Genomic DNA, 15,935 nt, shown 5'->3' on the forward strand with positions numbered 1-15,935 from the left:
CTTAGGTTGGGAAAACATACTTCAGGTTTAGTTGTACCGATTCATCACCTGAACAAAGGTGTCTTGCAGCCAATGCGCTGCCGCTTCGGAAGCCTTTTTCACTGCGCTTTGGATCTCCATGTCTTCTTCTTTACGAAAAGGCTCTAATACATAATCCACGACCTTTTTTCCAGCCGGTGGACGACCAATCCCCACGCGAATGCGATTGAATTCCTCCGTACCCAAATGCTGAATAATCGACTTGATTCCGTTATGTCCTCCAGCACTTCCCTTCATCCGTAAGCGAACCTGCCCCACAGGCGTATCCAAATCGTCGTAAATCACAACGATCTGTTGAGGGTCTAGCTTGTAAAATTGAATAACCTGGATTAAAGATTCTCCAGATAAGTTCATATACGTTAGGGGTTTTAGCAAGATCACCTTTTGTCCTTGGGCATGCCCTTCTCCCATGATCCCTTTGAACTTGATTTGACTAAGCTCAATCCCCATTGCTTTTGCACATTCATCAATAACCATAAACCCGGCGTTGTGTCTCGTTTTCTCGTATTGCTTCCCGGGATTCCCCAAACCGACAAACAGTTTCAAAGCCCGTTCCTCCTAATATCTATATAAATACCAAAAGAGAACTGTGTCATCCTCTCTTGGCAAACGCACAGTTCTCTCTTTGTTGTATTATTTTGCTTCATCCATGCCGTGACTATCACGAGCTCCGACCACTTCTGGTTCTTGAATCGTATCAGCCGGTTCTTCTTCTACAGGCTGTAGACGTGGTGCTACAATCGACACAATAACCTCATCTAACTCATGCTGAACTTCTAACCCTGTAGGCAAGTCAAGATCAGCTACGGTTAAACTTTGTCCAATTTCCAGATCCGAAACATACACGGGAATCGATTCTGGAAGATCGGATGGAAGGCAGCGAACCTCTAATTCCCTTGTCTGGAATTGAGTTACGCCCCCTTGTTTCGCCCCAGTTGCTTCGCCTAGTAATACGATAGGAACGGAAGCAAGCATAGGCTTATTCATATTCACACGCTTGAAGTCTAGGTGAAGGATTTGATTCTTGATGTTATCTTTTTGAATCTCGTTAATGATAACTTTTTCGGAACGGCCGTTCTGAACATGGAGCTCCACAATACTATTTTTGCCATGGTGGCGAAGCAATTGCGTGAGATCCGAGTAATCCACATGGATATTCTGATTCTGCTGGTTCAATCCATATAAGACAGCCGGTATGCGTCCTTTTGCTCTCAGCTCATTGAGTCCCGAATAGGTTTGACTATCACGAAGTGCAGCATTCAAACTAGTCGACATCCTTATCACCCTCCTAAAAGTGGTACATCTTCTATATTAACCCCTTTTAGGAAGGTTCAAACCTAGTCGAAAAGTTTACTTACGGATAGTTCCTCGTGAACGCGAATGATCGCCTCTCCAATGATCGGCGCGATAGACAGCATTTTAATCTTTGGAATAAGCTTTTCTTCGGTTAGAACAATGGTATTGGTTACCACGAGTTCTTCAATTTTCGAGTTGGCAATACGGTCAATGGCAGGACCAGATAGTACAGGATGCGAGCAGCAGGCATATACTCCTTTTGCTCCGCTCTCCACTAAAGCATTCGCAGCCAATGTGATTGTACCTGCCGTATCGATCATATCGTCGATAAGAATGGCTGTTTTGCCGTCAATGTTTCCGACAATGTTCATTACTTCTGCCACATTAGGTTCTGGTCTACGCTTATCAATAATCGCTATTGGCGCTTCTAACCTTTCAGCTAGCTTTCTTGCTCTGGTTACCCCGCCATGGTCAGGTGAAACCACGACGATATCCGATAGTTCTTTTTCCAGGAAATACTTCGCAAGGATTGGAACTCCTAGCAGATGATCAACAGGAATATCGAAGAAACCTTGAATCTGAGTTGCGTGTAAATCCATGGCGATTACGCGATGGGCCCCTGCCGTTTCAATCAAGTTGGCAACAAGCTTGGCTGTAATCGGATCACGGGCGCGAGCCTTACGATCCTGTCTTGCATATCCGTAATAAGGAATAACCACATTAATGCTCTTGGCAGAAGCTCTCTTCAAGGCGTCAAGCATGATGAGAAGTTCCATTAGATTCTGGTTAACTGGTGCGCTTGTGGATTGAATAACGAAAACATCCGCTCCACGTACACTTTCATTTAATTTGATCTGTATTTCACCATCACTAAAGCGAACCACTTCTGCATTTCCTAATGGGATACCAATATGGTCAGCAATTTCTTTTGCCAATTGAGGATTGGCATTGCAGGTGAACACCTTCAGCTTCGGATCGCGATAATTAGCCATTGTTTCTTATAACCTCCAACCTATTTTTCCTTGCGTAGTAACTTCTTAGCATAGCCTTCTTTATTATCCTGACGCACACGAGCGATCGCCAACGCGTCATCGGGTACATTGCGATTAATGGTTGAGCCCGCTGCAACATAAGAGCCTTCGCCAATAATGACAGGTGCGATTAAATTCGAATTACAACCAATAAAGGAATGATCGCCAATTTCCGTCTTATGCTTCTTCACACCGTCATAGTTCACGGTTATCGTACCACATCCTACATTCACATGTTCCCCTACTTCAGCGTCACCTAAATAAGATAGGTGGGATACTTTGGAGTGGTTACCGATACGTGTGTTTTTTAATTCTACGAAGTCTCCGACCTTTACGTGTTCTCCCACATCTGAACCAGGTCTTATGTAAGCAAAAGGCCCAACCGAGGCAACTTGTCGAACGGTACTTTTCACGATGACAGAATATTGAATGCTTACCCCATTTTCTACTTGAACATCGGTCAAGTCTGCATTAGGTCCGATCGTACAATCAGAGCCAATGACCGTTTTTCCACGGAGGAACGTATTCGGTTGAATGACCGTATCCGGCCCGATCACGACATCGGATTCAATGTAAGTAGAATGAGGATCGATAATCGTGACTCCATTACGCATGTGTCCCTCATTAATTCTTCTGCGAAGAATTTGTTCGGCGTAAGCGAGCTGTACACGATCATTTACACCCATCCCGTCTTCTACATCTTCTGTCAAATAAGCCGATATAATTTGATTTTGTCCCTTTAGTATCCCTATAACATCCGGTAGATAATACTCTCCCTGGGCGTTATTATTGTTTACTTGGTCAAGGGCAGCGAATAGGAGTTGATTGTCAAAGCAAAAAATCCCCGTGCTAATTTCTCCAATGGCTCTTTCCTGCTCATTGGTGTCTTTATGCTCAACAATGCGTTCCACATGACCTTGCTCGTTTCTTACGATTCTTCCATATCCTGTAGGATCGGCTAGAACCGTGGTCAACACCGTAGCCGCAGCCTGTGTCTCGGCGTGATGGGTCATTAAACGATGGAGAGTTTCCTCTCGAATTAAGGGTGTATCTCCCGTAACTACAATTGTTGTACCCTGCTTACCGCGAAGCTGCTCGCTGCACATCTTAACCGCATGAGCGGTACCTAATTGCTTTTCCTGAAACGCGTAATCAACAGATGAACCTAGTTGGTTCTTTACCTGTTCGGCTCCATGCCCTACCACGACCACAATTTGATCCATAGCAAGAGCTTCTAATCGATGGACAATATGTTGAACCATAGGCTTCCCACAAACAGGGTGTAACACTTTATAGAGCTTCGATTTCATCCGAGTGCCCTGGCCTGCTGCCAAAACCACCGCATATTTATGATGCTGCATGGTAGCCTCCATATATGAAAGGATTTTTATACATTCTAATAGGGTACCTCAAAAAAACGAAGGAACCCCATACTGACTATATCTCAATCAATATTTGTTTTCAAGAGCAAGGATTAAACTTATGTACAGAAAAAAAGACCTCAAATCTTGAGGTCCTCTCCATTGTTGCTATGCTCCTTCTACCAGTTGCTCTTCGTGCTCTTCTTCAATGCCTACGCGCTCGTACTCAGACAACACAGCCGCCTGAATCTTCTCACGTGTGGTAGAAGAAATAGGATGAGCAATATCTCTAAACTCTCCATCCGGAGTACGCTTACTAGGCATCGCGACGAACATGCCGTTATTACCGTCGATAACTCGAATATCATGAACTACGAATTCGTTATCAATGGTAATGGAACAAATTGCCTTCATACGCCCATCCGTATTTACGCGGCGGAGTCTAACATCTGTCACTTCCATCAAGTAACACCACCTTTTACCAATATATGTGCATGTTACACTTAATTCGTCAAAGGCAAAATAAATTCCTTCTGATTTTTTGTAAATTAATGATTAATTTTTCGACCAAATTAGACAACTAATAGCTTAAATGAGGGCAATAGCTTCGATTTCAATTGCAACATCCTTCGGTAAACGAGCGACTTCCACCGTGGATCGTGCAGGCTTATTAGCGGTGAAATAACCGGCATACACCTCGTTAATTCTACCAAAATCATCCATATTTTTAATAAAAACGGTGGTTTTTACTACCTTATCCAAGCTGCTACCAGCTGCTTCTAGTACAGCTTGCAGGTTTTTAAAAACTTGGTGAGTTTGGGCTTCGACCGAGCCATCCTCCAGGGTTCCATCTGCTCTTAAAGGGATATTTCCAGAGGTATACACGACGTTCCCTACTTTAACTGCTTGCGAATAAGGGCCGATCGCTTGTGGTGCTTTGTCTGTCTGAATGGTTTCCATTTGTTTCTCCTCCTATAGGCTAAAAATCGATTTGATTTACAAAATTGCCTGGGACCACTTTAATTTCTTTATCCCTCATGTCCAATTGAGAAACCCGAGCTAAAGAAATATACTCTTCGTCCTCTACTAAGCGTTCTTCTACTTCCGCTGCTTCTACAAACACACCAATGCCCACTACCGCCGCGTTAAACTCCTTCATGAGATCCACCATCCCACGAACGGTTCCGCCTGCCTTCATGTAATCATCAATAATTAACACTCTAGAATTCTCCTGCAGCACTCTTCTTGCTAGTGACATGGTTTGGATCCGCTTACTAGATCCGGAAACGTAGTTTATGCTGACGACAGACCCTTCCGTAACCTTGCTGTCCCGACGAACAATCACCACAGGTACATTCAGATAGTTCGCTGTCGCATACGCTAAGGGAATCCCCTTTGTTTCGACCGTCATGACAACATCAATTTCCTTTTCGGCGAACACCGTTGCCATAATCTTTCCGATTTTGTTTAATTTCTCGGGGTCTCCAAGGATATCTGACATATAAAGGTATCCGCCTGGAAGCAAGCGATCCGGATGTTCTAGACGCTGGCAAATCTCTTCCACTACCTGTACAGCCAGCCCCCTATTAATCATCGGAATATACTTTACTCCGCCCGCTGCTCCAGCTACTGTCTTTAATACTCCGATACCTTTATATTCAAATAGCTCTTTAATAATCGAAAGGTCCTCACTAATGGATGACTTGGCAGATCCAAATTCTTCTGCAAACAATGTTAAAGGAATTAAGCGATAGGGATTGGCGAGCAGATGTTGAGTCATATCGACCAACCGAGCGCTCCTTCTTAGTTTTTTCTCCATAACACGCCTCCAATAACCGAATATTATGATGCAAATATATCATTTATGTACGGTTTTTTGCAAGCTTGCTGGATATTTATCACCCAAGATCCTAACAGCAAACACATCTTTACAGAAGCCACGAAGACCGTTGTAGATCCGACTAACCCTTGATTCCTTATCTACCAAACTGAACACAGTAGGCCCGCTACCCGACATGAGAGAAGCATCCGCCCCAAATCGGGACATCTGTTCCTTTAACCTCCGAACCTCTGGATAAAGAGACAGCGTAACCGTCTCTAAATGATTCCCTAGTGTTTGGTAAACCGCTTGATAGTCACGATTTTGGATGGCTTGGACCATTTCATGAGATCTGGCAGGGTACTTATTCACTTCATTCATCGATAATTTCCCGTAAATTTCCGCTGTAGAAACCCCAATTGGAGGCTTGGCCAAAATCACCCAAGATGGAGGAGGGGAAGCAAGAGGGGTAATCTTCTCTCCTCTTCCTTTTGCTAACGCCGTACCTCCATGCACGCAAAAAGCAACGTCAGATCCTACCTCAGAGCCAATCTCCGCCATTTCCTCAACACTCAAGCCTAAGCCCCATAATTTATTCAATCCCTTTATCGCTGCTGCCGCATCGCTGCTTCCTCCCGCCAAGCCAGCAGCAACAGGGATTCGCTTATGTATGTAAAAATGGACTCCCTTCGTGATTCCTAGCTTGGTTCGTAGCAATTGGGCAATCTGATAGACATGGTTCTTCTCACCCAATGGAACAAAGCACGCAGAGCAATCAATCGTAATGCGATTATCCTCTCGGGGGTAAATATCGATTCGGTCTGCCAAGTCGATGGTCGTCATCACCATTTCAACTTCATGATACCCATCCTCACGTTTCCCCAAAACATCCAGCGTTAGATTAATTTTTGCTGGGGCTTTCATTGATATCCTCACAAGTTTCACCCGCTCACTATGTCAATAATACCTTTCATTTTAGCATTTGTAGGTTTGGGATTCCAGTTACGCTGCAACCTTTATATAGAAAAGAAACTGAAGACATAGGCCTTCAGTTTCTACGGGAAATCTTACTTACTTCTGCGTTTGGTTGGCTAGAGTCTGTTCGGCAATTTGGATGGCCCGTTTCACCAAGTTTCCTGCATCCCGAGTGGTGATTCCACCCCAACCTTCTTTTTGAACAGTGTCGTAGATGCCAAGATCCTTAGCTAATTCCATCTTAAACTGGTCGGACATAATTCCGCGTCTGCGACTCATAGTAGCCCTCCTTAGATTAAGGTATGACCTCCCCATATTCGTTAGTATGGACTTGTATGTATAAAAATATCAACAAGTGCAAAAAACAGTAGAACGGTAAATGTTCTACTGCTACTGTAAGCCACTTATCGGAATCTGTTCTTGCTCAGATGGACAAACTGTTAGCATAACAGTCTCGGTCAAAATATCTGCATAGCTATAAGAAACACGCTCAAAGGTGTGCCGGTCTTCGTCCAATCGGACAATAAAAACGGATGGATAGGTGGATTCCAAGATGCCTGTACGTTCCACCGTCTTACGACGACCTCCATTAGCTCGAAGTACAATACGCTCACCCAGATGATTGTCTAAACTGCGCTTAATATCCATTAACGCATTATTTGCCATGTGCATGACCACCTCACTTGTTAATGATTATAACAACATAAGGTTAGTATGTCAAATAAATTGATAATTATAGCAATCGGACGAACAAATTGTCAATGAATATTGTTTTACAGGATTCTACACTCTGTCGTATGAATAGTTTACACATAAAAAAACCTACGGAACGGGAATCCGATTTTATCCCGTTCCGTAGGCTCTTTGTGTTACCATTTTTCTTTTTTCATCGTTTCTGTAATCGGCAATCCAAGTCGAAATGTGCCGAAAGTTTCAATCCCACCTAATCCATCAATTCCCGTAATCGTGTTTTTTGCAACTTCAAAAACGTTCACCGTTTCTCTGACCGAAGTAAATGCGACTCGCTCTGCGATATAGACGGGGTCTAGCGTATGAATGTTGATTCGGCGTGGAGAGCTAGCAAAATTCGCTCCCGCATCTAAGATGCTTTCAAAATTTGATTGACATGCACCTGCAAAGATTACAAGTCGATCATGGTTCCGTTCATACCGTCTAGCTTCTTGGACGGCTTGAACGAAGTAACGAGAGTTCCGATAACTATCTAAAGAGGCGAGGTCGCCATGATGTCTTCTATATGAATCGTGACCGGTTAATATTAGAATATTGGGCTGATACTTCTGTAACAGCCTTGCTGTATATGTGGGCATATCCTTTTCCATGAGATGAAAGCCATGTACCTTAATCCCTAGTTCCCGGTACATGATTAAGCACTTCTCTAGATATCGCCCATCTCCATCCAAATGAAGGACAGAACCAGGGATCTCAAAGGTCACATTATTCTCTTCCGATCTTCCCGTATAGCCCATCTGCTGATAGGTATTTTTCTCTCTCATCAGCCTTCTTTCTTGCTGGATCAGCCGAAGTGACTCTTGGCTTTTGACCATGCTTTTCTCTAGCTCTTTCTGCAGGGTCTGAGGGTCGATCTTTTTCAAGTCGTCCATCGGAGCGTCAGCTACAAGCCTAAACTCCAGCCCTTGCAATATCGCAACCTTCCCGTCGTCCTGAAGGCTAATGACCGTGAAGAAAATATCGTTACCATAGGAATTTCTTGTAACAATGTCACCAACGCGAATAGACATAGAAACACCCTCCTCCATGCCAATATATGTGGAGAAGGGTGTTTAGGTTTCTGGTTCTACCCTGATTTTGTAAATCGGTCGGCCACAGAACTTGCCCCGTAGGAATACGGCTTGATAATAGCCTTGTACCCTACGGAGGAAACCCAGCCGACAACTTCTTGAATCAGCATCCTGGTTTCTCCTTGATGGCCAACATCGAGGTGAATTTCGACTGGCCATTGGGCTACTATTTCCGTTATCCCATTTTCTTTCAACCGATCCATTACCCTAAGGCTCAGTTCGGTTTCTTTATATATTCTTGTTCTTAGATCATACATTGGCTTGGCCTTCCACTTACAAAAGAAGAACCTCGCCCCTTTTCCCACCCGGTGGATAATGACTGCAGTGACATACAAGGTTTTTTCTGAACTGGTCTGAGAGTCGGTTCCTATGACGATCTTATAATCAGCTTTTGGGTCCTCACGAACGTAGCTTTTTATATAGTTCAATACCTGCTGCTCCCCAAGCATTCCCATGGTCGGGCTTATAAAATCCAATTCGCTACCTCCTTGGATTTAAGAGTCAGTCGTATACCATTATACTCCAGCTTCTGCTATTAGGTTACTAAGCCTTGCAAATTCCGCTATGCTTAGCGTCTCCCCCCTTCTTGATGGATCAACCTCAGCCCGTTGCAGCACGTCAAGCAACAGCTCCCGCTGGTCCTTACCAAAAATCGAGCCCATCAGGTTGTTATAGATGGTTTTTCTTCGTTGGGCAAAGCTTGCCTTGATCACTTTAAACAACATTTTTCGACTCACGACTTCTACCGGAGGCTTCTCTCTGACGGCGAGTTTCAATACGGCAGAATCAACGTTCGGCTGGGGAATAAAGACGCTGTGCGGCACAATCATGGCAATCTCCGGCTCGGCGTAATACTGCGCCATAATACTTAAGGCTCCATACTCCTTGCCTCCAGGGGCTGCAGCGATACGTTCAGCAACTTCCTTCTGCATCATCACTACAATATTCTCTAGAGGAAGCTCCTCTTCTAGTAGCCTCATCAAGATCGGACTTGTCACATAATAAGGCAGATTCGCTACCACATTTACCTTCGGATAAGCCGCAAACTTCTCTCGAAACAGCTTTCTAAGGTCGACCTTCAACACGTCGCCATGAACAACCTCTGTATTGGGATAAGGCTCCAGCGTATCCGAAAGAATAGGAAGTAGACGTTGATCAAGTTCAATCGCTACAACCTTGCCTGCTGCTCTTGCCAAATGCTCTGTTAACGCACCAATACCAGGTCCAATTTCCAAGGCAGCCTTCGTCTCATCAAGGGAGGCTGTCTTTACAATATTATGCAGGATATTTGTATCAATGAGAAAATTTTGTCCTAAGCTTTTCTTGAAAGAGAAGCCATATTTTTTCAAGATCTCTTTTGTTCTCGTTGGCGTTGCAATATCTTTATTCATCCAGGTCACCTCTCAAGGTTTCTAATGCGGCCTCAAACTCTCTTTTGGAGATTTGAAATTGGTTCAAACGCTTATGTATTTGCTTTCCGTTGGCATAACCAATCCCTAAATACTCACCCAACAGCCTTCTCCTCTCACTCGCTTCATCCGTTCCTATCAACCCGGCATTCACGAGGTCCTGGAGTGTAATTTCCTCCTGATAAAGTCCCTGTACCTCCGTCCTTACTTCCGCTAAAGCATTTCTAATGACTTCATCAGTCGCGTTTTCCACACCTAAATTTCGCTTTCCCTTCCCCTGATCCCGGGTAATAAAAGCATGCTTACAGCCAGGCACTGCCTGACTAATGATTTTTCGAATCCTTTCACCCGGATAGTCAGGATCCGTAAAAATAATAACGCCTCTTTTTTCCTGAGCGATCTTAATTCTTTTAATGACGGATTCAGGAATGGCCGATCCCCCCGTCTCTATCGTATCAGCACCAACCGCTCGGCGAATCACATTGGTATCTGATTTACCTTCCACAACGATGACTTCTTTAATCATTTGTCCATAACGCTCCTTTTACGGCTAAAAAGGCTGTGTCGCAATGGAACACAGCCAATCTTTACTATTTATTCTGGTTTGGTTTTGCCAATCACATACACAGCTTTTGATTTCCTTTTTCCAAATCGATGAGCAGCCAGATCATTTTCAAAAAAGATATCAATCTTATTGCCTTTTACCGCCCCGCCTTTATCCTCAGCTCTACGGAATCCTACACCTTCAATGTAGACCCATGTTCCCATTGGTATAACACTAGGATCTACAGCAATCGTTCTCCCTTCTTGAGCTCGCTTGCCTGTAGCCGTAATGCCGTATTGGGGGTGATCAGGTCCTTTTCCCGTGTGGGATACCCCTGAACTATAAGCGGTTAATACCACGTTGTTTAGGACCTTCCGAGCAGCAAAATTAACCCCTCCACGAGAAACAGTGGTGAGTGTTCCAATGGCGACTACCCGATCCTGCTTGGTCTGGATCACTTTGGTCTCCACTAAGGTCCTTGATGCTTCTTTTCCATTTTCATAAACCACTTCATATCGCTGAACAGCCTTTCCTTCTCGACCTTCCTGAATGACCTTTTGTTCACCCTGCCCTAACAAATAGTCTTTCCGCTTGACCTCGTTAAAAGGAACCTTCTGCTCTTCTTCTACGATTTCTTTCACTACTCTGGTGATCGCTATGATCCCTTCCGGCTTAACCTGTGACGTGGCAACAGGCTCCGTACGATCCCATTCTCCTAATGAAATCTGTTGTTCTTCTAGTACATCGGCAACCGTTAGCTGATTCGTAACGATCTCCTTTTCCTGTTCCCCTTCTTGGATGGTCACAGGCCATTTATCCGTATAAGAGATCTTCAGACCTTGCTTTACTGGTTCAGTCTTACTTGGTTCAATTACATCATATTCATCAATAAGTACGTGCTGTTCGATTAAAAACTCTTCAACCGTCTGAGCCTTCGTCTCGACGAGCCGGGACTCTTGGTTATGTACAAATTCCACTTGCTTCGGTTGGTTAGCTAGGTATACCCAGATGCAAGCAGCCGTGATGAAAAGTGCGGCAAGGATGCTAACCGTGAAAGAAACGTTCCGCTGAAGCGGGAAAGTTTTTCCTGGTTCCATATTCCTATTTGTCCTCCTCTTCAAGTTGAGTTCATTTTAGTTGACACCTTTCTTTTTGTCAAACCAAAACTTTACAGCTGAGTTCGACAAAGCCGAGGCTCCCGCTTGTCGAATGAGGAGGACCAACTTTTATTGAACCTTAAACAATCTTTTGGCATTCTCCATGGTATGATAGGCCAATTCTTCCGTACTCATCCCTCTCAGTTGTGCAATCGCTTCTGCCACATACCGAACATAGCCCGTTTCGTTCCGTTTCCCTCTATACGGCTCCGGTGTCAAATAGGGACAGTCGGTTTCAATTAGAAGTCTATCGAGTGGAATTTCCTGAGCAATTTCCTTTGGTTTTTTCGCATTCTTAAACGTAACCGGCCCACCGAAGGAAATATAGAAATTCATATCCAAGCATTGTTTGGCCATTTCCAAACTTCCAGAGAAGCAGTGCATGATGCCGCCAACCTCTGCTGCATTCTCCTCCCTCAAGATATCTACAACATCCTGATGAGCGTCACGATTATGTATGACAATAGGCAGCTTAAGTTCCTTGGCCAATTGGATCTGCCGACGGAACACAACCTGCTGAATATCCCGAGGGGAGGTATCCCAATAGTAATCTAGCCCAATCTCCCCAATCGCCACTACCTTCTCATGCTTGCTCAGCTCTCGAAGCCAATCATAGTCCTCTTCAAGCATATCCTTCGCATCTTGTGGATGCCAGCCAACAGCCGTATAGATAAAATCATATTTTTCAGCTAGAGCCACAGAAGTCGGAATCGTCTCTCGGTTAAACCCAATATTTACAATCCGAGTCACCCCATTTTCCTTTGCTCGTCGAATCACTTCTTCTTGATCCTCGTTAAATTGTTCTGCATTTAGATGTGCATGGGTGTCGAAAAGCATCGAAACACCGCCTTTCTTCATTGTCGAAATCCATCATTATTTGTTTAAAAGTTGACATGGTTCGATAGGAAAAAACAATGTTTTAGCAAGCAAGGTGATCCAGCTTACTTGGAAACATTATCGGTTTGGGACCAAACGACTTGGTTTTGTGATCAAAAGACGTGAATGATTTGAAAATGGTACCTGGTACGTGAGCACCCGGATCCGAACGCGAGTGATCAGCCACGTTCAGGGCACGAACCGCGGGTTTGCGGTACTCAGGTGCTCCACCTACTTGCAATCATTACCGGTATGGAACCAAACTACTTAGTTTTGTGATCAAAAGACGTGAATTATTTGGAATGTTACCTGGTACGTGAGCAAACGACCTTTCTTCGTGAGCATCCACCACATTTCCGTGAGCATATCTGAATTTTCGTGAGCATCCGAACCTGAACGGTAGCCATCCGCTCCCCGACCAGGCCAGGATGAAAAAGAAAAGCCTGATTACCTAAAAAACAGCTTGAAATGGGCGGCTCTAAATCAAAGTTTAGATTGCCGTTCTAAAAACCAGACTAAAATCACACAAAACCTCGAAAAAACTCCAGCTTACTTGGAATCATTACGGGTATGGGATCAAACTATTTAGTTTTGTGACATTCGGCCAACTTAGAGGAACGCGTCCCCTGCCCAACAAGATAACCTTCCTACTAGGTCAAAAATATAACCGAAGAAATCGCTCATTCACACGATTTCTTCGGTTAGTTTCTAGGGCGGAGGACCAATATAAGCGTAGATTTTCCGCCTGTTTCTTGGAAACGTCTCGGTCCAAGCCGGAATAGTCGGAGAATCTCCGGTTAATTGGTGGCTAGAACCGGTTTTGGGCGGCTCCCGCTCTGTTTAACCGGAGCTAGTCCGACTATTTCAGAGAAATTCGTTCACGTGATCCATTTAACCGGACTTACTCCGGTTATTCCTCTCATCAATTGCGCTCGGCGAGCTCCTACTTCACCTTCGCTCCATTCGGCATATCAGCCGGTACACTAGCCAGGGTAAGTTGATCCCCCTCGGATGCCGCTAAAATCATTCCATTGGAGATCTCTCCACGCAGCTTCACAGGCTTTAAGTTGGTGACGCAAATGACTTTCTTGCCTACTAGTTCTTCCGGCTTATAGAATTTCGCAATTCCAGAGACAACTTGGCGCTGCTCATAGCCGAGGTCAAGTTGAAGCTTAAGCAATTTGTCTGCTTTAGGTACCGGCTCAGCAGATAAAACCTGGGCGACGCGCAGATCTACTTTCATGAAGTCGTCGATCAAAATTTCTTCCGTTTCTGGTTTCTCTATGACTTTAGCAGCTTCGTTCTGCTTTTTATTTTCTTCCGCTTGCTTACGGGCAGCGGCTGTATTTTCATCAATTGCCGCAATCTCTACCTCGAGCTCTAGGCGTGGGAACAACATCTCCGTGCGGTTCACCTTGACTCCGGCAGGCAATGAGCCCCATTGTTTGGCGCTTTCCCATTGAAGCTCCTTTGCATCAGTTGGCAAGCCTAGTTGAGTCCAAATTTTGGTTGGCGTTTGCGTCACGAACGGTTGCAAAAGAACAGAGGTTATCCGGATGCTCTCTGCCAAGTTGTAGAGAACAGTACCGAGACGCTCACGGTTCGCTTCATCTTTAGCGAGGTTCCAAGGCAATGTCTCATCAATATACTTGTTTGTCTTCCCTACCAATTCCCATAAGTGGGTGAGTGCATTGCTGAAGCGCATTTCGTCTAAATGCTGCTCTACCAGCTCCACGGTTTTCATTGCCAATTGCTGAAGTGGCTCATCGTACTCACCTGGCTGTGTAGGAGCCGGGATCACACCGTCAAAATACTTATCCACCATGGCGACGGTTCGACTGACTAAGTTCCCTAAATCGTTGGCCAAGTCAAAGTTTAAGCGCTGGATGAACGCTTCAGGTGTAAATACGCCATCTTGTCCGAAGGCGATCTCTCGGAGCAAGAAGTAGCGGATAGCATCAGATCCATAACGGTCGATCAAGAACTTCGGATCGATAACATTCCCTTTGGATTTTGACATTTTACCGTCTGGCATAAGCAGCCAACCATGGCCAAACACCTTTTTCGGAAGGGGAACATCTAGCGCCATTAAGATAATCGGCCAATAGATCGTATGGAAACGAAGGATATCCTTTCCTATTAAGTGAACATCAGCTGGCCAGTACTTCTTGTAAAGCTCATCTTGGTCAGACATAAAGCCGAGTGCCGTAATATAGTTAGCTAAGGCATCGATCCAAACGTAGATCACATGCTCAGGGTCATTGGGAACCTTAATCCCCCAATCAAACGTGGTGCGGGATACACACAAATCCTCTAAGCCGGGCTTCAAGAAGTTGTTTACCATTTCGTTTCTGCGAGATTCGGGTTGAATAAACTCTGGATGCTGTTCAATATAGGCAAGCAAACGATCTTGATAGTTAGACATGCGGAAAAAGTAACTTTTTTCTTTTACAACGGAGATTTCGCGTTCACAATCAGGACAGTGGAACTTGTCCCCTTTCTTCGCCTGACGCTCCGTCCAGAAGGCCTCACAGGGAACGCAGTAGTAGCCTTCATATTCCCCTAGGTAGACATCTCCTTGATCAACAAGCTTTTGAAAAATCTTTTCTACTGCAAGCTTGTGCCTGTCTTGGGTTGTCCGGATAAAATCATCATAGGAGATATCGAGTTTGGTCCAAAGATCTTTGATCCAATCCACAACAGGATCAATAAACTCCAAAGGCTGCAAACCCTCTTCCGCAGCGCGACGCTGCAACTTCTGTCCATGTTCATCGGTACCCGTTAAGTAGTAAACGTCGTACCCTTTCAGTCGCTTGTAACGAGCCATAGCATCTGCAGCTATGGTGGTATAAGCATTCCCAATGTGGAGCTTGTTGCTAGGGTAATAAATAGGCGTGGTAATATAATACGTTTTATTAGTTGACACGTTCATTTCCTCCCAAATCCGAAAAAAGTCCTTTTTCCATTATCTCATCTTTGCCCAAAATATACAAAACATTACTCTATTGGTCAAGTGTCGAATACTTGTCGAATTATACAGTTGTTTAACTAAATAATTTCCAGTAATTTTTCCAGCAATGTGATTGCTGGAATTAGGACTTCTTAGTTTAAAATACAAGCAATATCCTAATATATCACGCATTATACCAACTATAAGCTTTTCTTTTTTCTAAATTTATCTTTATTATTCCAGTAAATTGAAATTAATTGTTGACTACTTCTGGAAGTGCTGGTATTATAAATGTAAGTTGATTTTGTCGAATTTTGGCGAGTTGGTGCTAAAAAAATAAAGAGGGTTAACTGAGAGGAGAAATTATCATGCTTAAATCCACAGGAATTGTACGTAAGGTAGACGAGCTAGGTCGTGTCGTTATTCCTATCGAGCTTCGCAGAACACTAGGTATCGGTGAGAAGGATGCCCTAGAAATTTTCGTTGATGGCGAGCGCATCATCCTTAAGAAGTATGAACCATCTTGCATCTTCACTGGAAATGCGGAAAACCTTGTACACTATAAAGGCAAAATGATCAGCAAGGAATGCATCCAAGAGCTATTAGATCTTGTAGAGCAGCCTGTTGCAAAATAAATAAGTATACATAAAAAAACCAG

Annotated in this window: 17 protein-coding genes and 1 pseudogene; 1 reads left to right on the forward strand and 17 read right to left on the reverse strand. The window is 44.2% G+C overall.

The features are described from left to right. Nucleotides 1–27 precede the first annotated feature (27 nt). From pth to metG, 17 genes and pseudogenes are all read right to left on the reverse strand, one after another. Nucleotides 28–585: an aminoacyl-tRNA hydrolase gene (gene pth, locus EIZ58_RS17635; protein WP_134702207.1), complete on the reverse strand. Its 558-nt coding sequence runs from the start codon at nucleotides 583–585 to the stop codon at nucleotides 28–30. Between the two features lie 87 nt (nucleotides 586–672). Beyond that, entirely contained in the window at nucleotides 673–1,314 is a 642-nt protein-coding gene (locus tag EIZ58_RS17640) for a 50S ribosomal protein L25/general stress protein Ctc (RefSeq protein WP_134702208.1), read from the reverse strand. Nucleotides 1,315–1,376: 62 nt separating this feature from the next. Continuing rightward, nucleotides 1,377–2,327, reverse strand: coding sequence for a ribose-phosphate diphosphokinase (locus tag EIZ58_RS17645; RefSeq protein WP_134702209.1), 951 nt, complete (start codon nucleotides 2,325–2,327; stop codon nucleotides 1,377–1,379). A 20-nt stretch (nucleotides 2,328–2,347) separates the two neighbouring features. Continuing rightward, entirely contained in the window at nucleotides 2,348–3,727 is a 1,380-nt protein-coding gene (glmU, locus tag EIZ58_RS17650; protein ID WP_134702210.1) for a bifunctional UDP-N-acetylglucosamine diphosphorylase/glucosamine-1-phosphate N-acetyltransferase GlmU, read from the reverse strand. Between the two features lie 168 nt (nucleotides 3,728–3,895). After that, nucleotides 3,896–4,189 (reverse strand): septation regulator SpoVG, encoded by a 294-nt coding sequence (gene spoVG, locus EIZ58_RS17655; RefSeq protein ID WP_134702211.1) that lies wholly within the window; start codon nucleotides 4,187–4,189, stop codon nucleotides 3,896–3,898. 126 nt (nucleotides 4,190–4,315) lie between these two features. After that, nucleotides 4,316–4,687, reverse strand: a complete 372-nt coding sequence (locus EIZ58_RS17660; protein ID WP_134702212.1) for a RidA family protein — start codon at nucleotides 4,685–4,687, stop codon at nucleotides 4,316–4,318. Between the two features lie 19 nt (nucleotides 4,688–4,706). Beyond that, nucleotides 4,707–5,546 (reverse strand): pur operon repressor, encoded by an 840-nt coding sequence (gene purR, locus EIZ58_RS17665; protein WP_134702213.1) that lies wholly within the window; start codon nucleotides 5,544–5,546, stop codon nucleotides 4,707–4,709. A gap of 39 nt (nucleotides 5,547–5,585) precedes the next feature. Further along, the gene (gene ispE / locus EIZ58_RS17670) at nucleotides 5,586–6,482 is read right to left on the reverse strand and encodes a 4-(cytidine 5'-diphospho)-2-C-methyl-D-erythritol kinase (protein WP_134702214.1); all 897 of its coding nucleotides are present in this window, start codon (nucleotides 6,480–6,482) and stop codon (nucleotides 5,586–5,588) included. A 135-nt stretch (nucleotides 6,483–6,617) separates the two neighbouring features. Continuing rightward, nucleotides 6,618–6,800 (reverse strand): small, acid-soluble spore protein, alpha/beta type, encoded by a 183-nt coding sequence (locus tag EIZ58_RS17675; protein ID WP_134702215.1) that lies wholly within the window; start codon nucleotides 6,798–6,800, stop codon nucleotides 6,618–6,620. 111 nt (nucleotides 6,801–6,911) lie between these two features. Continuing rightward, entirely contained in the window at nucleotides 6,912–7,187 is a 276-nt protein-coding gene (gene veg, locus EIZ58_RS17680) for a biofilm formation stimulator Veg (RefSeq protein ID WP_134702216.1), read from the reverse strand. Nucleotides 7,188–7,390: 203 nt separating this feature from the next. Further along, the gene (gene yabG / locus EIZ58_RS17685) at nucleotides 7,391–8,281 is read right to left on the reverse strand and encodes a sporulation peptidase YabG (protein ID WP_134702217.1); all 891 of its coding nucleotides are present in this window, start codon (nucleotides 8,279–8,281) and stop codon (nucleotides 7,391–7,393) included. 56 nt (nucleotides 8,282–8,337) lie between these two features. Continuing rightward, on the reverse strand, nucleotides 8,338–8,817 hold the full coding sequence (locus tag EIZ58_RS17690) for a ribonuclease H-like YkuK family protein (RefSeq protein WP_134702218.1): 480 nt from the start codon (nucleotides 8,815–8,817) through the stop codon (nucleotides 8,338–8,340). A 39-nt stretch (nucleotides 8,818–8,856) separates the two neighbouring features. Next, the gene (rsmA, locus tag EIZ58_RS17695) at nucleotides 8,857–9,732 is read right to left on the reverse strand and encodes a 16S rRNA (adenine(1518)-N(6)/adenine(1519)-N(6))-dimethyltransferase RsmA (protein ID WP_205672255.1); all 876 of its coding nucleotides are present in this window, start codon (nucleotides 9,730–9,732) and stop codon (nucleotides 8,857–8,859) included. Then, on the reverse strand, nucleotides 9,725–10,276 hold the full coding sequence (gene rnmV, locus EIZ58_RS17700; protein WP_134702220.1) for a ribonuclease M5: 552 nt from the start codon (nucleotides 10,274–10,276) through the stop codon (nucleotides 9,725–9,727). The genes rsmA and rnmV overlap by 8 nt, the downstream gene beginning before the upstream one ends. 68 nt (nucleotides 10,277–10,344) lie before the next feature. Next, the gene (locus EIZ58_RS17705; RefSeq protein WP_134702221.1) at nucleotides 10,345–11,391 is read right to left on the reverse strand and encodes a resuscitation-promoting factor; all 1,047 of its coding nucleotides are present in this window, start codon (nucleotides 11,389–11,391) and stop codon (nucleotides 10,345–10,347) included. 129 nt (nucleotides 11,392–11,520) lie between these two features. After that, nucleotides 11,521–12,288, reverse strand: a complete 768-nt coding sequence (locus tag EIZ58_RS17710) for a TatD family hydrolase (protein ID WP_134702852.1) — start codon at nucleotides 12,286–12,288, stop codon at nucleotides 11,521–11,523. Nucleotides 12,289–13,270: 982 nt separating this feature from the next. After that, nucleotides 13,271–15,277: pseudogene (gene metG, locus EIZ58_RS17715) on the reverse strand (methionine--tRNA ligase); the annotation flags it as partial. Nucleotides 15,278–15,645: 368 nt separating this feature from the next. Here metG and EIZ58_RS17720 point away from each other — a divergent pair. Next, entirely contained in the window at nucleotides 15,646–15,912 is a 267-nt protein-coding gene (locus EIZ58_RS17720; protein ID WP_134702223.1) for an AbrB/MazE/SpoVT family DNA-binding domain-containing protein, read from the forward strand. Nucleotides 15,913–15,935: the final 23 nt, after the last annotated feature.

Origin of the sequence: Ammoniphilus sp. YIM 78166, assembly GCF_004522215.1 — a bacterium.
Taxonomy (GTDB): Bacteria; Bacillota; Bacilli; order Aneurinibacillales; family RAOX-1; genus YIM-78166.